At 64.8% G+C, this 18,077-nt stretch carries 20 protein-coding genes; 11 read left to right on the top strand and 9 right to left on the bottom strand.

All coding sequences use genetic code 11. From position 1 onward, the window contains the following. Positions 1 to 59 precede the first annotated feature (59 nt). Both FOY53_RS03595 and purB read right to left on the bottom strand, forming a co-directional pair. On the bottom strand, positions 60 to 1,118 hold the full coding sequence (locus FOY53_RS03595; protein WP_146585816.1) for a flagellar motor switch protein FliG: 1,059 nt from the start codon (positions 1,116 to 1,118) through the stop codon (positions 60 to 62). A gap of 519 nt (positions 1,119 to 1,637) precedes the next feature. Beyond that, positions 1,638 to 2,945 carry an adenylosuccinate lyase gene (gene purB / locus FOY53_RS03585; protein WP_146585812.1) on the bottom strand — a complete coding sequence of 436 codons (1,308 nt, stop codon included), beginning with the start codon at positions 2,943 to 2,945 and terminating at the stop codon, positions 1,638 to 1,640. A gap of 203 nt (positions 2,946 to 3,148) precedes the next feature. Here purB and FOY53_RS03580 point away from each other — a divergent pair, with 203 nt between their 5' ends. Continuing rightward, positions 3,149 to 3,619 carry a DUF6314 family protein gene (locus FOY53_RS03580; RefSeq protein ID WP_146585810.1) on the top strand — a complete coding sequence of 157 codons (471 nt, stop codon included), beginning with the start codon at positions 3,149 to 3,151 and terminating at the stop codon, positions 3,617 to 3,619. Positions 3,620 to 3,744: 125 nt separating this feature from the next. Here the strand turns inward: FOY53_RS03580 and FOY53_RS03575 are convergent, their stop codons facing one another. Then, the gene (locus FOY53_RS03575) at positions 3,745 to 4,956 is read right to left on the bottom strand and encodes a bifunctional alpha/beta hydrolase/OsmC family protein (RefSeq protein ID WP_146585808.1); all 1,212 of its coding nucleotides are present in this window, start codon (positions 4,954 to 4,956) and stop codon (positions 3,745 to 3,747) included. Between the two features lie 233 nt (positions 4,957 to 5,189). Here FOY53_RS03575 and FOY53_RS03570 point away from each other — a divergent pair, with 233 nt between their 5' ends. Beyond that, positions 5,190 to 5,768: a methyltransferase domain-containing protein gene (locus FOY53_RS03570; RefSeq protein ID WP_146585806.1), complete on the top strand. Its 579-nt coding sequence runs from the start codon at positions 5,190 to 5,192 to the stop codon at positions 5,766 to 5,768. Positions 5,769 to 5,835: 67 nt separating this feature from the next. Then, entirely contained in the window at positions 5,836 to 6,084 is a 249-nt protein-coding gene (locus FOY53_RS03565) for an excalibur calcium-binding domain-containing protein (protein WP_146585804.1), read from the top strand. Between the two features lie 106 nt (positions 6,085 to 6,190). On the opposite strand, the gene FOY53_RS03560 is transcribed toward FOY53_RS03565, so the two are convergent. The 4 genes from FOY53_RS03560 to FOY53_RS03545 are packed head-to-tail and all read right to left on the bottom strand — an operon-like array spanning position 6,191 to position 9,217. Further along, a complete protein-coding gene (locus FOY53_RS03560; protein ID WP_146585802.1) occupies positions 6,191 to 7,267 on the bottom strand; it encodes a methyltetrahydrofolate cobalamin methyltransferase in 1,077 nt (358 codons plus the stop codon). Continuing rightward, positions 7,264 to 7,935, bottom strand: coding sequence for an HAD family hydrolase (locus FOY53_RS03555; RefSeq protein ID WP_146585800.1), 672 nt, complete (start codon positions 7,933 to 7,935; stop codon positions 7,264 to 7,266). Before FOY53_RS03555 ends, FOY53_RS03560 begins: the two co-directional genes overlap by 4 nt. A 29-nt stretch (positions 7,936 to 7,964) precedes the next feature. Continuing rightward, positions 7,965 to 8,894 carry a methylenetetrahydrofolate reductase gene (locus tag FOY53_RS03550; RefSeq protein WP_146585798.1) on the bottom strand — a complete coding sequence of 310 codons (930 nt, stop codon included), beginning with the start codon at positions 8,892 to 8,894 and terminating at the stop codon, positions 7,965 to 7,967. Positions 8,895 to 8,920: 26 nt separating this feature from the next. Beyond that, on the bottom strand, positions 8,921 to 9,217 hold the full coding sequence (locus tag FOY53_RS03545) for a virulence factor (RefSeq protein ID WP_146585797.1): 297 nt from the start codon (positions 9,215 to 9,217) through the stop codon (positions 8,921 to 8,923). Between the two features lie 251 nt (positions 9,218 to 9,468). On the opposite strand from FOY53_RS03545, the gene FOY53_RS03540 reads away from it, so the two are divergent. Both FOY53_RS03540 and FOY53_RS03535 read left to right on the top strand, forming a co-directional pair. Continuing rightward, positions 9,469 to 10,119, top strand: coding sequence for a sulfotransferase family 2 domain-containing protein (locus FOY53_RS03540; RefSeq protein WP_146585795.1), 651 nt, complete (start codon positions 9,469 to 9,471; stop codon positions 10,117 to 10,119). Between the two features lie 80 nt (positions 10,120 to 10,199). Then, positions 10,200 to 11,312 carry a Ppx/GppA phosphatase family protein gene (locus FOY53_RS03535; RefSeq protein WP_146585793.1) on the top strand — a complete coding sequence of 371 codons (1,113 nt, stop codon included), beginning with the start codon at positions 10,200 to 10,202 and terminating at the stop codon, positions 11,310 to 11,312. Between the two features lie 11 nt (positions 11,313 to 11,323). Here the strand turns inward: FOY53_RS03535 and FOY53_RS03530 are convergent, their stop codons facing one another. Continuing rightward, positions 11,324 to 11,671 carry a DUF1428 domain-containing protein gene (locus FOY53_RS03530; RefSeq protein ID WP_146585791.1) on the bottom strand — a complete coding sequence of 116 codons (348 nt, stop codon included), beginning with the start codon at positions 11,669 to 11,671 and terminating at the stop codon, positions 11,324 to 11,326. Between the two features lie 93 nt (positions 11,672 to 11,764). On the opposite strand from FOY53_RS03530, the gene FOY53_RS03525 reads away from it, so the two are divergent. Then, entirely contained in the window at positions 11,765 to 12,430 is a 666-nt protein-coding gene (locus FOY53_RS03525; RefSeq protein ID WP_146585789.1) for a winged helix-turn-helix transcriptional regulator, read from the top strand. 52 nt (positions 12,431 to 12,482) lie between these two features. After that, positions 12,483 to 13,229, top strand: a complete 747-nt coding sequence (locus FOY53_RS03520) for an RlmE family RNA methyltransferase (RefSeq protein WP_146585787.1) — start codon at positions 12,483 to 12,485, stop codon at positions 13,227 to 13,229. A gap of 294 nt (positions 13,230 to 13,523) precedes the next feature. Here the strand turns inward: FOY53_RS03520 and FOY53_RS03515 are convergent, their stop codons facing one another. After that, positions 13,524 to 14,522, bottom strand: a complete 999-nt coding sequence (locus FOY53_RS03515) for a GlxA family transcriptional regulator (protein ID WP_246107268.1) — start codon at positions 14,520 to 14,522, stop codon at positions 13,524 to 13,526. 12 nt (positions 14,523 to 14,534) lie between these two features. Between FOY53_RS03515 and bcoG the strand changes: the two genes are divergently transcribed. From bcoG to FOY53_RS03495, 4 genes are read left to right on the top strand one after another with little or no spacing between them, the layout of a single operon-like run. Further along, positions 14,535 to 15,452 (top strand): 3-dehydrocarnitine:acetyl-CoA trimethylamine transferase BcoG, encoded by a 918-nt coding sequence (gene bcoG, locus FOY53_RS03510; RefSeq protein ID WP_146585784.1) that lies wholly within the window; start codon positions 14,535 to 14,537, stop codon positions 15,450 to 15,452. Continuing rightward, positions 15,449 to 15,910 carry a lipocalin family protein gene (locus tag FOY53_RS03505; RefSeq protein WP_146585782.1) on the top strand — a complete coding sequence of 154 codons (462 nt, stop codon included), beginning with the start codon at positions 15,449 to 15,451 and terminating at the stop codon, positions 15,908 to 15,910. The genes bcoG and FOY53_RS03505 overlap by 4 nt, the downstream gene beginning before the upstream one ends. Then, positions 15,907 to 16,668, top strand: a complete 762-nt coding sequence (locus tag FOY53_RS03500) for an SDR family oxidoreductase (RefSeq protein ID WP_146585780.1) — start codon at positions 15,907 to 15,909, stop codon at positions 16,666 to 16,668. Before FOY53_RS03505 ends, FOY53_RS03500 begins: the two co-directional genes overlap by 4 nt. Further along, on the top strand, positions 16,665 to 18,068 hold the full coding sequence (locus FOY53_RS03495) for a carnitine 3-dehydrogenase (RefSeq protein ID WP_146585777.1): 1,404 nt from the start codon (positions 16,665 to 16,667) through the stop codon (positions 18,066 to 18,068). Before FOY53_RS03500 ends, FOY53_RS03495 begins: the two co-directional genes overlap by 4 nt. Positions 18,069 to 18,077 lie beyond the last annotated feature (9 nt).

The raw sequence follows: 18,077 nt of genomic DNA, 5'->3' as shown, positions 1-18,077 counted from the left end.
AATTTTCGTCCCGGTCGACCCGGCCATGTGACCGACCGGTGGCGGCGGGATCGCCGGTCTCAGCCGTCGTCCTCAGCCTCGTCCGGGGAGAGCAGCTCGATCTCGCCGGCTGCGACGAGGTTGCGGATGGCCGAGACAACGGCATTCATCGCCTCTTCGGCGACGCGGGACTTGACGCTGCCCTTTTCCGCGGCCTCGTCGCGCAGGCCCTGCGCCATGCGTTTGGACATGTTTTCCAGCAGGAATTCGCAGGCGCTGGCCTCCTCTTCGCTGCGCGCGCCGGCGATGGCGGTGGCAAGGGTTGCGGCGTCCACATCGCGGGTGACCTTCGGCACGTCGATCCCGTTGAGCCGGTGCGGAATGTTGGGAAATGTAAAGATGGCCTTGCGTACCGCGTCGGCAAAGTCACTGTCACTTTCCTGCAACCCTTCGAGCACATCGTCACGGATCCCGGAAGCGGAATAATTCAGGATCGCGCCGACACGTTCGACCGGGGCCGTGTTGAAGGCGCGCGGCGGTTCGGCGTCCATCTGGCTGGCCAGACTGAGCCCGATGCGGTCCACGGCTTCGGGGGTGACGCCGGCGGTCATGGACACCGCATAGGTGATGCGCCGCGCCTTGACCCCGGGCAGACGTCCGAGCAGGGCGGCGGCCTTGGCCACGTCAATCTTGGACAGCATGACCGCGGCGATCTCGGTGCTTTCCGACAGCACCATGCGTTCGAGCCGGTCCAGATCCAGGGCACCGATTCGCGACCAGGGATCGCCGGTTTGCCGCACCCCGGCCTCTTTGCGCAGCCGGGCTGCGGTGCGGGCACTGATGCGCCCGTCGAGCGCCGTCAGCGCGCCGGCCATATTGCCCGGAAAGGACAGCCCGACGGATTCAAGTTCGTTTGAAAATTCCTGCACCACCTGGGCCAGAGTGTCCCGATCCACATAGCGCATGGTCCCGAGCTGCTGCGTCAGCTGTTCCTGCAGGGCTTCGGGCAGCGCGGACAGCGGTACATCCGCGCCTTCGTTCAGGATGAACTGAACGATGATCGCGGCCTTGGCCTTGCGGGTCATCCGGACGCTGCTGCCGGGTTTCGGCAGGGCGGCAATGGGGGTGAGGCTGTTCATGTAACGCTCCGTTGGACCTTGGACCAAGGGCTAGCGCATAGCGGTTAATTTTTGCTGGAATTATTGCCTAAAAAGCCATCTGACCGCGCCTGTGTCCAGGCGGTCCGCGTGACCGGGCCAGTGGTGCGCGGCACAACAAAAGGCGGCTGGTCAGCCGCCTTCGCTATCTGAGAATATGGCGCGGTTTCAGCCGCTTACGGCCTTGCAGCTATTTGAAGCGCCGTCATACACCATGCCGTCCGCACAGGACATTGCCGATTGTGAATGGCCCGTACATGAAGCACCCGCAAGGGTCGGTGCGATGACCAGGAGTGATGCCGTGAGAAGTGTTTTTAGCTTCATCAATTCCCTCCGGTGGTTGAAACCCGAGCGTAACACGGAAAATGAATTTCCGGCAGCAGTGTCATTCACAAATCCGCGAGGCCGGGGGCAGGCGCTGATTTCCCGAAACATTCGCAGCCTTGCCGCTGGAACAGGAGACTGTCGGGGACGGGGCCGCAGCCCCGTCCGGACGCTGGCTCACGCCTTGCCGAACACCCGGGCAAAGATCGTGTCGACGTGTTTGGTGTGGTAGCCGAGATCGAATTTTTCCTCGATCTGCGCCGGGCTCAATGCCGCGGTCACCTCGGCGTCGGCCAGCAGTTCGGTCTTGAAATCCGCGCCCTGTTCCCAGACCTTCATCGCGTTGCGCTGCACCAGCCTGTAACTGTCCTCGCGGCTGACACCGGCCTGGGTCAGCGCCAGCAGAACCCGCTGTGACATCACCAGTCCGCGGAACTTGTTCATGTTCGCCAGCATGTTGTCTGGATAGATCACCAGCTTTTCGATCACGCCCGCCAGACGGTGCAGTGCAAAATCCAGGGTGATGGTCGTGTCGGGACCGATGGCCCGCTCAACCGAGGAATGCGAGATGTCGCGCTCGTGCCAGAGGGCCACGTTCTCCATCGCCGGGACGACGGACATGCGCACAAGGCGGGCCAGTCCGGTAAGGTTCTCGGTCAGCACCGGGTTGCGCTTGTGCGGCATCGCCGACGAGCCTTTCTGCCCGGCCGAAAAGAACTCTTCGGCCTCCAGCACCTCGGTGCGCTGCATGTGCCGGATCTCGGTGGCGATGTTTTCGATGCTCGAGGCGATGACGCCGAGCGTGGCAAAGAACATTGCGTGGCGGTCGCGCGGAATCACCTGGGTGCTGATCGGTTCGGGACGCAGGCCCAGCTTGTCGCAGACATGCTCTTCGACGGCCGGGTCGATGTTGGCAAAGGTGCCGACAGCGCCGGAGATGGCCCCGGTTGCGATTTCCCACCTGGCTTTTTCCAGCCGGTTCTTGTTGCGGTCCATCTCGGCGTAAAACCGCGCGAAGGTCAGGCCCATGGTGGTCGGTTCGGCGTGAATGCCGTGGCTGCGCCCGATGCGGACCGTGTCCTTGTGCTCGTGGGCGCGGGTTTTCAACGCCGCCAGAACGCGGTCGACGCCCGCAAGCAGGATGTCGGTCGCGCGCACCAGCTGGACGTTGAAGGTGGTGTCCAGAACATCCGACGACGTCATGCCCTGGTGGACAAAGCGCGCCTCGGTCGAGCCGATGTGTTCGGCGAGATGGGTGAGAAAGGCGATGACGTCATGTTTGGTGACGGCTTCGATCTCGTCGATGCGGGCCACATCGAATTCCACGTCGCGGGCTTTCCACACCGCGTCGGCGCTGGCTTGGGGAATCACGCCGAGATTGGCCTGGGCGTCGCAGGCATGTGCCTCGATTTCGTACCAGATGCGGAACTTGGTGGCGGGTTCCCAGATGGCAACCATGTCGGGACGGGAATAGCGGGGGATCATTGGCAGCGATCCTTTCGTGGCTTGTGAGGACGTTCCGTGCGGTCATAGACTGCGCCTGCCTCAGCGACAAGGGCGGGGGCGGAGACAGGCGCGCGGACGGGCACGCGGACGGGGGCGCGGACTGCGTGGCCCGGGGCCAACGGCAGGATTGCGTTGCACGGCGAGGGGCCGGTATCGGTGGGACAGGTGGAGATGATCGCGGTATGAGCGCTTTGGAACTGCTGGATTTTGTCGGGTCGTGGCGGATCCGCCGCCGGATTGATGACCGGCGCGCCGGGCAGGTTGTGCAGGCAGACGGGCAGGCGGTTCTGAAACCGGCGGCCACGGGTCTGGTCTATGACGAGCAGATCCGTCTGTTTCTGCCCGGACAGGCCCCGCTGGACGGCCACCGGCGTTATCTGTGGCGGGCCAGCGCCGACGGCATCGCCGTGCTGTTCGCCGATGGCCGGGCGTTTCATGCGTTTGTTCCGGATTCCGGCGTCGCCTCGGCGGCGCATTGGTGTGACCCGGACCAGTATGACGTTGGCTATGATTTTTCCGACTGGCCCTGTTGGCGCAGCACCTGGGAGGTGTCCGGTCCACGCAAGTGCTATCGCATGGAGACCGAATATGTGCCGCAAACGGGGGGCGCGCAGGCGTCAGGCGCCGCTGCCGGCGATGACCCGAAGGCGTGAGGCAGAGTGATGCCCTGCCGCGGGCAGGGTTCAGGCGCCGGTGTCTCGGTTGCCCGTTCGCCGCGGCGTGGCGGCGGTGGCGGCCTCGGCGATGAGTATTTGGAAAGAGAAGAAACCGCTTGGGGTCAGACCAGTTCGGTTTCCACCCGGGCGCTGGTTTCCAGAGTGCGGTGGACCGGACATTTGTCGGCGATTTCCAGCAGCCGCTGGCGCTGTGCGCCGTCAAGCGGGCCGTCCAGCATGATCCGCCGGCGGAAGACATCAATCTTCGCCTCGGCTCCGGGGTCCGCATCCTGAGCATGCACCTTGTCGTGGCAGACTTCGACACGCACCTGCTTCAACGGCCAGCCCTTGCGCCGGGCGTACATCCGGATGGTCATCGAGGTACAGGCCCCCAGACCGGCGGCGACAAAGCCGTAGGGGGACATGCCGCGGTTGGTGCCGCCATAGGCCTTGGGCTCGTCCGCCAGCGTATGGTGATGCGGACCCGACTGCACATCCTGCAGGAAGCCGTCGGGGTCGGCTTCGGACACCCGGATGACGCCTTCGGGGGCGCCGATGGGCGGTGCCGGCGGTGTCAGGTCCAGATAGCGCCCGGCCCAGGCGGCGATGACATTGGCAGCGTATTCGGCATCCCGGGGGACGCTGATCAGGTGGTCTGCACCGTCGAGCGTGACAAAGCTTTTGGGGTGCCGCGCGGCGGTAAAGATCTGTGATGCGTTCGAGATGTCCACGGTTGCATCCCGCGGGGCATGCAGCACCAGCAGCGCCTTCTTCAGATGTGCAATGACCGGCGCAAGCTCGGCGGCTTCGACATCGCGGAGGAAACTGTCGGTGATGGTGAAAGACCGGCCGCCCAGCGACACCGGGGCGCTGCCGTCGCGGCGGATGGTGTCGAGAGCCTCGCCGAAATTGTGGGTGACATGTCCGGGATCGAACGGTGCGCCCAGGGTGACCACCGCCCTGGCTGACGGGATGTCAGGGGCGGCACGCAGGATTGCGGCACCGCCCAGCGAATGGCCGATCAGCAAGGTCGGCGCCATGCCGCGGTCGACAAGCAGGGCTGCGGCGGCGCGCAGATCGCCGACATTCGAGGTGAAGGTGGTGTTGGCGAACTCGCCCTGCGAATGGCCCAGGCCGGTGAAGTCGAAGCGCAGAACGGCAATGCCCATCGCCGCCAGCCGGGCAGAGATCCGCCGGGCCGCCGGGATGTCCTTGGAACAGGTGAAGCAGTGCGCAAAGAGCGCGGTCGCAAGATGCGGCCCGTCCGGCAGATCCAGGCGTGCCGACAGGGGGTCACCGGAGTGACCCGGAAAGGTGAGGCGTTCGGTCGGCATGAGACATCCTTGCAGCGGAGCGCCGGGCAGCGGCGGTGTTGGGTACAGAATGTGGCCTGGCCGGGCCGGCTGCAAGGGATGTGTCGGCGGCGTCACCATAAGGTGAGCCACAACGCAGCCGGAGTGAAGCGGGTGCGGCTTTCGCGCCCGGTGTGGGCGGCTTGTGATTTCGGGCGGTTTCCATGCTCTTCCGGGCGTGGCAGGGTGTCATGCACGTATAGAGGGAATCCCAGATGGCCAGCATCAACCGTATTGTCATGTCCAAGAGCAGTCGCACCTGGATTCGCGCGCTGGGTCCGGAAGGGCTGGACACGGCCGAGATTTCCGGGAGCTCCGGCAAGAACTTCCCGTTCCGCAGCTACAAGGTCTTTCATTATCCCGAGTATGACATCTGTGCCGCCCCGCTGGGCGAGCAGGAGGGCACGGGACGGCAGTTCGACCTGATCATGGCGGATCAGGTCTGGGAGCACCTCGACCGGCCCTATGCGGCGACAAAGCATGTCCTTGCCTCGCTCAAGCCCGGCGGGTTCTTCTGGCTGGCGGTGCCGTTCTTCGTCCCGCTGCATGCCGCCCCGGTCGACAACTCGCGCTGGTCGGCCCGGGGATTGAAGAATCTCCTGATCGAATGCGGTTTCGCCGAAGAGGACATCGTCGCGGATCAGTGGGGCAACCGCTGGGCCGGGATGCGCAACGTCGTGGGGCCGTTTCCGCCGGTCTACTATCCGGAAACCGACCGGCTGGACAACGAAGAGGATTTTCCGGTCTGTGCCTGGGCGCTGGCGCAGAAGGCCGAACCGGCGGACGTTGATTAGGCTTGCCTTGTGTCGGGCGCGGGCGCAGATCTTAACCATTCGTTAACATTGGCCGGACGGAGTCGCGATGCCGAGGTTATCCCTGATCTGCCTCGCTCTGACCGCATGCCCGGCCCTGGCCGCGCCGGAGGCGGACTTTGCCGACCGGCTGGCGGCGATCCGTCTGGCACAGGCATTCGATTGCCGGGATCTGAGTTGCAAGCAGCTCAGCTCTTGTGCCGAGGCCTGTTACAAGCTGCTGCAATGCGGGCAAAGCAAACGGGACGGCGACAAGGATGGCATTCCCTGCGAAAACCTCTGCAAGACCCGGTGCTGAGGCGCGCGCCGTGGTGTCCGGTTACCCCGTGGCGTCCGGTACCGGCCAAGGACCGCGCGACCGGACCGCTGTGAGCGGCCCGGCCTTCAGGGGGTGCTGAAACCGCTCAGCCGCGCCGACGCCGCCCGCCGGAACGCCGCCCGCCCGCGCCACCGTCTGCGGCATTGGGGTCGCGGTTGAACATGATCCACTGCGCACCCGAGGCGTCGTTGTCGGTCAGGAAGTTGGCGGCGCGGATCGCCTCCATTTCCTTGCCCGGCCGGGGTCTGGTGCTGCCCAGCCCGAACATCTGGCAGAATGTCTCGTCATCCATGTCCGGTGGCAGCATGATGCCTGCCGCCTCGACCGCCGCGCGCTTTTCAGCGATTTTTGTGGGCGGCACCGGCAGTCCGACCGGGTTCATGATGGCGCTGGTCATGCCGGCGGCCATCGCCATCGGCAGGAAGGCGTTGTTGATGCCGTGGCGGTTGGGCAGGCCAAAGCTGATGTTGGACGCACCGCAGGTGGTGTTCACGCCCAGTTCCTCGCGAAGGCGGCGTACCAGCGTGAACACCTGAAGCCCGGCGGTGCCCATGGCACCGATCGGCATCACCAGCGGGTCGACCACGATGTCATGCGCCGGAATGCCGAAGTCCGCCGCCCGCTGCACGATCTTCTTGGCAACGGCGAAACGCACCTCTGGATCTTCGGAGATGCCGGTGTCGTCGTTGCTGATCGCGACGACGGGAACGTTGTATTTCTTGACCAGCGGCAGCACCAGTTCCAGCCGCTCTTCCTCGCCGGTGACGGAATTCAGCAGCGGCCGACCCTCGCAGGCCTCGAGACCCGCCTGCAACGCGCCCGGCACCGAACTGTCGATGCACAGCGGCACGTCGACCACCGCCTGCACCCGGCGGATCAGTTCGGGCATCAGCATCGGTTCGACAAAGTTGTTGTCGGCATAGCGCGGATCTTCGGCCATCTTGTTCGAGAACACCGCGCCGGAATTCACGTCCAGCATGGTGGCGCCGCAGGCGACCTGAGCGATGGCATCCGCCTCGACCCGGGAAAAATCGTCCTGCTCAAGCTCTGCGGCCAGGATCTTGCGGCCAGTCGGGTTGATCCGCTCTCCGATCACGCAGAAGGGCTGGTCAAAGCCGATGATGGCGGTCTTGGTCTTGGACTCGACGATGGTGCGGGTCATGCAGAGAAAGCTCCTTGGGACGGGATACGCCGGGCCAGAAGCGCCGGCAGGATGGGGTCGGAAAAATCCGCGATGGTGACATGGGCGCCCGCGTCCAGCAGTGCCGCGTCGGTCAGCGACGACCGCAGTCCTATGGCAAAGGCGCCGGCACCCCGGGCGGACCGCAGGCCCGAGGGGCTGTCCTCGAAGGCGATGCACTGGTCGGGCGCGACCTTCAGCAAAGCCATCGCCGCCGCATAGGGCGCCGGGTCGGGTTTGCCGCGCGCGCATTCGTCGCCGATGACGCGAACGGGCAGGCGGGGGGCCAGCCCGATGGCAGTCAGCATGGCGTCGGCATTGTCGCGCGGTGCGTTGGTCACCACGGCGACCGGCCAGCCTTCGGCTTCGGCCCGGTCCAGCAGGGCGGTGATTCCGGGCATCGGCTGTGCGGAATCGCCCAGCAGGGCCCGGAAGGATGCTTCCTTGGCATCGCTCATTGCCTGCGCGTCTTCCTCGGGAAAATGTTCGGCAAAGATATCAAGGTTCTGCCGACCGTGTATTTCACGCAGATAGAACCCTTCGTCGATCACGCGCCCGGCGTCGGCGAACAAGCTGGCAAAGACGGCGGCATGCAGCGGATCGGTGTGCACAAGTGTGCCGTCAAGGTCGAAGAGCAATGCCAGCGTCATGAAAGTCCGATCCGTTCCCGGGGCCTGCGTCAGCCCTGTCGCGCAGCAGGTACCCCGGCGGCACCCCCGTTGGCAATTGCCCATTCCGCATTGGTTGCAATGCCGCCCAGCGGAAAGAAATGCACCTGCGCGATATTGCTGTCGGGACAGGCCGCCTTGTGCGCTGCCAGCCTGGACAGAACCTCGGTCGGCTCGTAGGGCAGCAGCAGCTTGGTCACGTCCATCGCCCGTTTCTGCAGCACTTTCAGCGAGGGGCCGACTCCGCAGGCAATGGCAAACCGGATCAGGGTCTGCAATTTCGCCGGTCCGGCGATCCCGACATGAACAGGCAGGGTGATGCCCGCGGCCTTCAGGCCCTCGGCCCAGGCGATGACCGGGTCCGCGTCAAAACAGAACTGTGTGGCCAACGCCATCTCGGCATCGGTGCGCTCGGAAAAAGCCTGTTTCCAGTGCAGCGCCTGCATCACGGCGCGGTCGCCGCCGTCCGGGTCGATGTCCCGGCTGCCCTCGGGGTGGCCGGCGACGTGCAGGCGGGTGAAGCCGGCCGCATCGAACAACCCGGATTCCATCAGCTGCATCGAATTTTCAAAGGTGCCCTGCGGGGTCGCGACGCCGCCCGCCAGCAACAGGGCCTGGCGCACGTCCGCCTCGCCCTGATAGCGCGCGATCCAGTCGGCCAGAGTGGCGCGGTCCTTGATGATGCGCGCCGGGAAATGCGGCATCACCTGATACCCGTCGGCGTTCAGGCGCCGGGCGGTCGCCACCATGTCCTCGATCGGAGTGCCGTCGATATGGGCGATGTAGACCCGGGTGCCCTGCGGCAGCAGTGCGCGGAAATCCGCGACCTTTTCGGCAGTGCGCGGCATCACCTCGATGGAATAATCCTGCAGAAAGCTTTCCACCTGACCGTTCGCGGTCATCGGAACAGTGTCCCGTCTCTTGAAGTTCAACAGCGCCATCACGGCCTCCTTCAGTCGCAAGGCCCTCAGGCCCACCCGTTGTTTGCGATCAGTGCCTTGATACGGTCCTGATCATATTCCGCCTCAAGCCTGTCGGCTTCGGAGCGTGCGATTTCCGAGGGCGTGCCCTCGACCGGGTAAGAAGCGGCCTTGCGCCATTCCGCGAGGTATTCATCCGTGCCCGCCGCGCCGGTCTTCATCGCGGCGCGGTCGATGGCCTGCTCGAAGCGTTCGGCCAACTGCACCTTGGCGCCGCTGCGGCCGCGGCCAACGATGACCTGGGCCGGGATGTCGCGCCAGTAGACAATGGTGACGTCGGGCATGGATGATTCCCAATAGTTCCGGTGCAGCCTGTGTAGCCGCGACATGCGGCACCAAAGGGGCAGATTTCGACGGATGCGACGCTTTCCGCGACGCAGGTGATGCGCCGGACCCTAAGCGAGTTGGCGCAGCGGCACCACCGCGCCGGACTGGAAAACGGTTCAGGGTCAAGTTGAACGATTTTCATCTTGGCCGGTTCATTGTCAGGCCGGACATTCGGCTGTAGCCTGTCGAAAACGCAGCGGGCAGGCATATGGTCATCGCGATCACGGCACATAAAATCGCCTATATGGCGCTTCCCAAGGCCGGGTGTTCGTCGGTCAAGGCTGCATTGGCGCGCCTCGACCCGGACGTGACCCTGCCGCCAAAATCCGAGATCGGCATCGATACCTGGCACGGCATCTATCCGACACAGCGTTTCCGGCCGCACCGCTGGCAGGAGTATCCGGACTATTTCCGGTTTGCAGTGGTCCGGGATCCGGTGAGACGGCTGATCTCTGCCTACACCAACCGGGTGGTGGATCTGAAAGAGCTGCACAATTGCCGCAAGATCCTGCGGGGCCGGATCGACCTGCCCAAAGACCCCGACCCGGATTTCTTTTTTTCCAACCTCTCCGCCTATTGCGAGGCGTCTTCGGTGATCAAACATCACTGTCTGGGCGCAGAGTTGTTCCTGGGGCCGAAACCGATGCGCTACGACCGCATCTACCGCACCGAGGAAATGGGGGATCTGGCCCGTGATCTGACGCGCATTTCCGGTCGCAAGGTGACGCTGGCCCGCGCGAACAAGAGCATGGCACAACTGGAACTGGACGATCTGAAATACGGCACCGTCCGGGCGATCCGCGACTTTCTGAACACTGAGTATCGTTATCTCTCGGGGTACTATGACAATCCTTTGTGATGGAACCTGCCAAGAAACTTGCAGCCCGCCGCGCGCCTGCGTATCCTGAGTGCAACTTGTATATCGGAAGGCGCACAATAATGGCGCCAGAGCGTCCCACGGGTGCGGGCGCATTCCCGAAACCGGTCGAGAGCCCCGCGCCCGACAAACCGGATCCTGCCGAGCTGTATGCCGCGCTGGATCTGGGAACGAACAGTTGCCGCATGTTGATTGCCCAGCCAAAGGGCAGTCAGTTCCATGTGATCGACAGCTTTTCCAAATCCGTCCAGCTTGGGGCCGGGCTTGAGAAAAGCGGCCGTCTCAGCCGTGCCTCGATGGGGCGCACGGTGGCGGCGCTGAAGGTGTGTCAGCAGAAGATCAACCGCCACAATGTCAAACGTATGCGCCTGGTCGCGACCGAGGCCTGTCGGCGCGCCGTCAATGCACATGACTTTATCCGTCAGGTCCGGCGCGAGGCGGGGTTGCAGCTTGAAATCATCCAGCCCGAGGAAGAGGCCCGTCTGGCGGTGATTTCCTGTGCGCCGCTGGTCTCGATCAAGACCGAGCAGCTGCTTGTGGTCGACATCGGCGGCGGCTCGACCGAACTGGTCTGGATCGACCTGTCATCGGTTCCCAATGCCGAACGTCCCAAGGCGATCATGCGGTTGCACGCCGGGTTCCATCAACTCGACAGCCCGTTCCCCGCGGCCAAGGTGGTGGACTGGATTTCGGTGCCGCTCGGGGTGGCGACCTTGCGCGACCAGTTCTCGGATGTGGACGACGATGCCGCGCGGTATGCGCTGATGTCCTGGTACTTCGAGGAAAACCTCGCCGAATTCGCACCCTACAAGGACGAACAGACCCGCGAAGGTTTTCAGATCGTCGGCACCAGCGGCACGGTCACGACCGTCGCCGCCTCGCATCTCGGGCTGCGGCGCTATGACCGGACCAAGGTCGACGGGCTGCGCATGACCAGCGATCAGATCGAGACGGTGATCAACCGCTACCTGGAGCTGGGTCCCGCAGGACGGCGCCGCGACCCGCGCATCGGGCAGGACCGGCAGGCGCTGATCATGTCGGGGGCGGCGATTCTGCAGGCGCTGCTGCGCTGCTGGCCGACCGACCGGCTTTCCGTGGCCGACCGCGGCCTGCGCGAAGGTCTGCTGTACGCGCAGATGACCGCGGACGGTGTACTGGAAGAGGGACCGTACTGACGGCCCCCGACTCAGGCGCGCGAGATCAGCATTTCGGAAAAACCGCCGAATGTCATGCGCTTGCCGTCAAACGGCAGCGCACCGCCCGGCTCTTCGGCCATCAACTTGGCCCAGCCGGCATCGCGGACCTCTTTCGATGGCCAGGTCACGTATCCGGCCGCCACGCTTTCGCCGTCGGCAAGCTTTACCGCCATCGGCAGCGACGTGACCTTGCCGTCCGGCACATCGTCACCCCACAGATCCGCCACCTCAAGCGCGCCGTATCCCAGAAACTGCTTGTGGGTCTTTTCGAGAAACGCCTGATAATCCGCGCGCTTGCTGTTCGCAACCGGGGCGAGAAAAATGTCAAAATAGGCCATTGGAACCTCCCTGATGGATGCTATGTTCAAATTAACATCCTTGCGGTTCAAAAAAGCAACTAAAAGATTTCACCCGGAAACCAAGCAGGCGGAATGGCACGCAAAAAACCTTATGACGACGGCTGTGCGACGGCCCACGCTCTGGAAATCATCGGTGAACGCTGGGCGCTTCTGATCGTGCGGGAACTGGTGCCGGGGCCATTGCGATTCTCTGATCTCAAGGCAGCGCTGCCGGGAGTCAGCTCCAACACCCTGACCACCCGCCTGTCCGAGCTGGAAGCCGCGCAGGTTCTGTGCCGCCGCAGCCTGCCGCCGCCCGCCTCGGTCACGGTCTATGCCCTGACCGGCTGGGGGGCGGAACTGAAGCCGCTGATCATGCAGCTAGGACGCTGGGCCGCACGCTCTCCCGGCCTTGTGCCGGGCAAACCGATGAGCGCGGCTTCGGTGCTGATGTCATTCGAGACGATGTTCGCGCCCGACCGCGCCCGGGGGATCGAGATGACCCTGCAACTGAACCTTGGCGGCCGCCCGCATGTCGCCCGGATCGAGAACGCCAGGCTGACCGTCACGGCCGGTGACGCGGACGATGCCGACCTGCACCTCACCGCCGACGATCCCACGGCGCTGGCGCAGGCAGTCTATGGCGGTGTCGCACCCTCAGAGGTGCCCGGCCTGGCCGTCGTGGGGGATCGGGCGCTTCTGGCGCATTTCTGCAGCTTTTTTCCCCTTCCGGGGCCGTGGCGGGCCGACGACCCCTAGCGCCGCCCGCCGCCGCGGCCTATGTCTGGCTGCGACAGAACGGATCGGACAGATGGCAAAAGACCCCACGGGAAAGAACACCTCAGGGCGCGGACAGCGCGAATTGAAGGTCAAGGTCAAGACCGCGCGCGGCCGCACGCTCAGCTCGACCCGGTGGCTGCAGCGGCAGTTGAACGACCCCTATGTAAAGCGCGCCCAGGCCGAAGGCTATCGCGGCCGCGCCGCCTTCAAGATACTGGAGCTGGATGAAAAGTTCCGCTTTCTGGTGCCGGGTGCCCGGGTGGTCGATCTGGGATGCGCGCCGGGGGGCTGGTGTCAGGTCGCGGTCAAGCGGGTCAACGCGTTGGGCGAGAAAAGCGGCAAGGCGGTTGGCACGGTTCTGGGCATCGACCTGCAAGAGGTCGACCAGATCCCCGGTGCCGACCTGCATGTGCTGGATTTCCTGGCGGAAGGCGCCGACGAACAGGTCAAGGCGTGGCTGGGCGGCAAGGCCGACGTGGTGATGTCGGACATGGCGGCGTCCTCGTCCGGACACAAGCAGACCGACCATTTGCGCATCATCTCGCTTTGCGAGGCGGCGGCCTATTTTGCCTTTGATGTCTTGGAAGAGGGCGGCACCTTTGCCGCCAAGGTGCTGGCCGGCGGCGCCGAGGGTGAGCTTCAGAAGATCCTCAAGCAGCGCTTTGCCAAGGTCGCCAACGTGAAGCCGCCGGCCTCGCGTGCGGACAGTTCGGAAAAGTTTGTCGTGGCGACCGGGTTTCGCGGCGTCGCCGCCAGGGAGGATGCCGCGTCGGAATAGGGACGCAGCGAGTCCAGGGCGCGGGTCTGGAGCAGCCGGGCAAATGCGGGCGAGACAACGCGATACTCTTCTGCCTCTCGCAGGATGTGCCCCTGTACCTGGGTCTGCGCCATCAGAGAGAACAGCCGGTCATGCCTGGAGACATCGGTCCGGCCCTGGGTGACACCTGCATAATGGTGCATGGCTTGGCTCTTTCCTGCCGTTGTTGTGCCGAAACGGCACGTCGTCACGCTGGCAGAGGATTGCGGCAAAACTGGCCCGGGATTGCAGCTTTGCAATGAACAGCCGTCCGGGTCAGCCCGGCAGTGCCTGGCGCATCTGTTGCGGCGACCGGCCAAATCTGGTCCGGAAGGCACGGGTCAGGGCCGAGGGATCGTCATAACCGCAGCGCAGTGCAATTTCCGACACCGGCAGGGTCGAGGATTCCACCAGTTGACGGGCCGCAGACAGCCGCAAATGCCGGTAGAGCGCGCCCGGCGTCAGGTTCAGCGCCCCCTGACAGCGTCGCGTCAAGGTCCGCGACGACGTGCCAAGCGCCCGCGCCAACGCGTCCAGGGCCAGCGGCGCTTCAAGGTGTTTGCGCATCAAGGCTGTCGCCCGCGTGACCAGGGGATCGCCGCGCACGGCCGCCGCCTGTGGCGCGGGCCGCTCGCTCAGGAACAGACCATCCACATCCAGCGCGATGGCCTGTCCCAGATCCGTCCGGATCATCGCGCGGGTCAGGTCGAATGCCGCCATCGCCCCGGCGCAGGTCACCCGGTCGCCGTCGCGCAGATGCGGCACCTGTTCGACCGTGATGTCGAGGAAACGCTCGGCAAACGCTTCGGAAAGGTCCCAGTGAATCGTTGCGCGCCGGTCGCGCAGAAGTCCGGCCCCCGCCATCAGCCAGGCCCCGGCATCCAGTCCCACCACCTCTCCGGCGCGCTGCCCGGCCCGCGCCAGGGCACGGCGCGTTTCCGCCGTGTCGTGGCGCAGGTGGTCATAACTCGCCAGTACAAACAGCCGGTCGGTTGCCCCGGACCCCGCCAGCGCCCCATCGGGCAGGACCGGCAGATCCGAACTGGTGCGCACCGGGCCGCCATCCATGGTCGCAAAGCGCCAGCGGTAGGCAGGTCGCGGCAAGAACCCGTTCGCGGCGCGCATCGGCTCGAGACAGTTGGCCAGACAAAGATTGGAAAACCGCTCGAACAGCAGAAAGGTGATGGTGATCGGGGTTTCTGTCGATTTCTGCATGAGAATGGCATTTACCGCATGGTGCGGCGCGGCGCCAGCGGCAAGGTTGAAAGCTGTCAACAGGAGGGTCCGATGCCGCTGAACATGAGCCAAGAGGTTTTCATCACCTGCGCCGTGACCGGCTCGGGTGCCACCCAGGACCGAAGCCCGCATGTGCCGCGCTCGCCACAGCAGATCGCCGACAGCGCGATCGAGGCTGCAAAGGCCGGGGCCGCCATCGTGCACTGCCATGTGCGCGATCCCGACACCGGCGCGCCCGCGCGTCATCTGGATCTGTACCGCGAGGTGACAGAGCGCATCCGCGACAGCGGTACCGATGTGGTTCTGAACCTGACGGCCGGCATGGGCGGTGACATCACCTTTGGTCCGGTCGAATCGCCGCTGCCGCTCAGCGGTGCGGGCACCGATATGGTGGGCGCATCCGAACGTGTCGCGCATATCGCCGAGTGCCTGCCCGAGATCTGCACGCTGGACTGTGGCACGATGAACTTTGCCGAAGCGGATTATGTGATGACCAACACCCCGGGGATGCTGCGCGCCATGGGGCGGATGATGACCGACCTTGGGGTGAAACCCGAAATCGAAGCCTTTGACACCGGCCACCTGTGGTTCGCAAAACAATTGGTGAACGAAGGCGTCCTCGACAGTCCGGCACTGGTGCAGCTGTGCATGGGCGTGCCCTGGGGCGCGCCGGATGACCTCTCTACATTCATGGCGATGGTGAGCAACGTGCCGCCGGACTGGACCTTTTCCGCCTTTGGCCTTGGGCGTCACCAGATGGCCTATGCCGCCGCGACGGTTCTGGCCGGGGGACATGTCCGCGTCGGGCTCGAGGACAATCTCTGGCTTGGCAAGGGCGACCTTGCCACCAATGCGCAGCTGGTCGAGCGCGCGGCCGGCATCGTCGAACGCATGGGGGCCCGACTCATGACGCCGCAACAGGTGCGCGCCAAGCTTGGCCTCAGCAAACGCGCGCCGGTGGCGCGATGAGAGCCCTGGCGCTGGTTCTGCTGCTCTCGGCCTGCGCCGCAGCGCCGGTCGCGCCGCCAAGCGTCGTCAGCCTGCGCGACCCGGCCTCTCAGGTCGCGTCTCAGGCGGATGTCACCAGCGACCGGTTGGGCGGTGACTGGGTTGTGGTGCAGGGGGCCGGGCTGCCCGCGGGGGCGACAGTCCGGATCGGCCCGGACCGAATGCAGATCGGGCACGGCGGCCAGAGCCGTGACAGCGCCTTTTTGCCCCGCGGGGCCGGACGGTACGCGACGGACGAGGGGGCGCTCTGGGTGCATTGGCTGGATGTCGGCAACCGCACGGCCGCCATCGGCGATCCCATGGGCCAACGGGTCTGGATCATGGACCGCACCGCCGCCAGCAGCCCTGACCGGATACGCGCTGCCCGCGAGATCCTCGAGTGGTACGGCTACGATCTGGCCCGTCTGGTCGGCCGGTGAGGCGGGTGCTGATCACGGGCGGTGGCGGCGGTCTGGGTCGCGCCATGGCCGAGGCCTTTGTCGCCGCCGGAGATCGGGTGGCGCTGTGTGATGCCGATGCCGACGCCGTCGCGGCGACCACCGCCGCATTGCCGGGACAGATCGTGGCCCGGGTGGATGTCACGGACGAAGCCGGCATGACCGCCTTTCTCGGGGATGTCGAAGCGGCCTGGGGCGGGGTCGACGTGGTCTGTGCCAACGCCGGGACCGGCGGGCCTGCCGGGCGCATCGAAGACCTGGACTATGCGGGCTGGAAAGCCTGTCTGGATGTGAACCTCTGTGGCACGTTCCTGACCTGTCGCTGGGCGGCGCGTCTGATGCGGGCGCAGGGCGGTGGTGCGATCGTGATCACCGCGTCGACCGCCGGCCTGATGGGCTATCCGCTGCGCTCGCCCTATGCCACCGCGAAATGGGGCCTTGTGGGCCTGACAAAGACCCTGGCCATGGAATTGGGCCCGGCCGGAGTGCGGGTCAACGCAATCTGTCCCGGTGCGGTCACGGGCGCGCGCATGGAGCGGGTGGTTGCGATGGAGGCCGCCGCTTCGGGCCTCGCACCCGATGCGGTGCGCGCGCAATACGTCAAAGGTGTTTCCATGCGCAGCTGGGTCACGCCCGGCGACGTGACCGACATGGTGCTGTACCTTGCCTCGCCGCAGGCGCGGATGATTTCCGGCCAGATCCTGGCCATCGACGGACATACGGAGACACTTGTGCCATGAAGACAGCAGCGATTATCGGCGGTGGCGTCATCGGAGGCGGCTGGGCGGCGCGCTTTGCCCTCATGGGCTGGGACGTGCGCATCTTTGACCCGGACCCCGAAGCAGAGCGCAAGATCGGCGCGGTCCTGAACAATGCCCGCCGCAGCCTGCCGATGCTGTATGACACTCCGCTGCCGACGGGCGGTGCGATCAGCTACCATGCGACCATAGCCGAGGCGGTTCGCGGCGCGCACTGGATTCAGGAATCGGTGCCGGAACGGCTGTCCATCAAGGATCAGGCCCTGGCCGAGATCATGGAGCACGCCGCACCGGAGGCCCTGGTCGGATCCTCGACCTCGGGCTTCAAGCCATCGCAATTGCAGGAAAATCACCCGGATCTGGCGGCGCGCCTGATGGTCGCGCATCCATTCAATCCGGTGTACCTGCTGCCGCTGGTAGAACTGGTGCCAAGCGTGAAGAATCCGCCGGAAAATATTGATAAAGCTAAGGAAATACTGAAATCTATCGGCATGTCGCCGCTGCATGTGCGGGCCGAGATCGACGCCCATATTGCCGATCGCTTGCTCGAATCCGTCTGGCGCGAGGCGCTCTGGCTGGTGCGCGACGGCATTGCGACGACAGAAGAGATAGACAATGCAATCCGTTACGGCTTTGGTCTGAGGTGGGCGCAGATGGGCCTGTTTGAAACCTACCGTGTGGCCGGTGGCGAGGCCGGGATGAAACACTTCATGGCGCAATTCGGCCCCTGTCTGGCGTGGCCCTGGAGCAGGTTGACGGACGTTCCGGAATTTACCGAGGATCTGGTCGAGCTGATCGCGGAACAATCCGACGCGCAGGCCGGTGGAAAGTCGATCCGTGATCTGGAAACCTTGCGTGACGACAACCTTGTCGCGATGATGCGCGCCCTGAAACAACAGGGCGCCGCCGCAGGCAAGTTGCTCATTGATCACGAAAATTCGCTTCGGTCGCCGCTGGCGGATTCGGTGCCGCTGATCACCCAGAACCGCAGTGTGCCTGTCGACTGGACCGATGTGAACGGGCACATGAACGAGGGACGTTACGGGCAGGTTTTCTCGGACGCTTCCGAAGAGGTGATGACCCATATCGGCGCGGACCGCGCCTACATCGCCGCCGGGAACAGCTATTTCACCGCCGAGTCGACGATCCGCTACTTGAATGAAACCCTTGCCGGGCAAGCCTTTGCCGTTGCAACCCGCGTGACCCTGGGCGAGGGTAAGAAACTGCGTCTTTTCCACGAGATGCGGCGTGTTTCTGATGCGGAACTTCTGGCCACCTGCGATCAGTTCCTGCTGCACGTAAACCTTGAGACCCGCAAATCCTGCCCGCCATTGCCAGAGGTGGCGGCGCGGCTTGCGGCGCTGTCCGCCGCACACACATAAGGTCAAGCG

This window comes from Puniceibacterium confluentis (assembly GCF_007923445.1).
GTDB lineage: Bacteria > Pseudomonadota > Alphaproteobacteria > Rhodobacterales > Rhodobacteraceae > Puniceibacterium > Puniceibacterium confluentis.
The sequence above is the reverse complement of the archived record's forward strand: the minus strand, read 5'-3'. Positions and strand labels throughout refer to the sequence as shown.

Coding starts and splice junctions, on each gene's coding strand:
- FOY53_RS03595 (WP_146585816.1), bottom strand. CDS start 1,118: ATGAACAGCCTCACCCCCATTGCCGCCCTGCCGAAACCCGGCAGCAGC.
- purB (WP_146585812.1), bottom strand. CDS start 2,945: ATGATCCCCCGCTATTCCCGTCCCGACATGGTTGCCATCTGGGAACCC.
- FOY53_RS03580 (WP_146585810.1), top strand. CDS start 3,149: ATGAGCGCTTTGGAACTGCTGGATTTTGTCGGGTCGTGGCGGATCCGC.
- FOY53_RS03575 (WP_146585808.1), bottom strand. CDS start 4,956: ATGCCGACCGAACGCCTCACCTTTCCGGGTCACTCCGGTGACCCCCTG.
- FOY53_RS03570 (WP_146585806.1), top strand. CDS start 5,190: ATGGCCAGCATCAACCGTATTGTCATGTCCAAGAGCAGTCGCACCTGG.
- FOY53_RS03565 (WP_146585804.1), top strand. CDS start 5,836: ATGCCGAGGTTATCCCTGATCTGCCTCGCTCTGACCGCATGCCCGGCC.
- FOY53_RS03560 (WP_146585802.1), bottom strand. CDS start 7,267: ATGACCCGCACCATCGTCGAGTCCAAGACCAAGACCGCCATCATCGGC.
- FOY53_RS03555 (WP_146585800.1), bottom strand. CDS start 7,935: ATGACGCTGGCATTGCTCTTCGACCTTGACGGCACACTTGTGCACACC.
- FOY53_RS03550 (WP_146585798.1), bottom strand. CDS start 8,894: ATGGCGCTGTTGAACTTCAAGAGACGGGACACTGTTCCGATGACCGCG.
- FOY53_RS03545 (WP_146585797.1), bottom strand. CDS start 9,217: ATGCCCGACGTCACCATTGTCTACTGGCGCGACATCCCGGCCCAGGTC.
- FOY53_RS03540 (WP_146585795.1), top strand. CDS start 9,469: ATGGTCATCGCGATCACGGCACATAAAATCGCCTATATGGCGCTTCCC.
- FOY53_RS03535 (WP_146585793.1), top strand. CDS start 10,200: ATGGCGCCAGAGCGTCCCACGGGTGCGGGCGCATTCCCGAAACCGGTC.
- FOY53_RS03530 (WP_146585791.1), bottom strand. CDS start 11,671: ATGGCCTATTTTGACATTTTTCTCGCCCCGGTTGCGAACAGCAAGCGC.
- FOY53_RS03525 (WP_146585789.1), top strand. CDS start 11,765: ATGGCACGCAAAAAACCTTATGACGACGGCTGTGCGACGGCCCACGCT.
- FOY53_RS03520 (WP_146585787.1), top strand. CDS start 12,483: ATGGCAAAAGACCCCACGGGAAAGAACACCTCAGGGCGCGGACAGCGC.
- bcoG (WP_146585784.1), top strand. CDS start 14,535: ATGCCGCTGAACATGAGCCAAGAGGTTTTCATCACCTGCGCCGTGACC.
- FOY53_RS03505 (WP_146585782.1), top strand. CDS start 15,449: ATGAGAGCCCTGGCGCTGGTTCTGCTGCTCTCGGCCTGCGCCGCAGCG.
- FOY53_RS03495 (WP_146585777.1), top strand. CDS start 16,665: ATGAAGACAGCAGCGATTATCGGCGGTGGCGTCATCGGAGGCGGCTGG.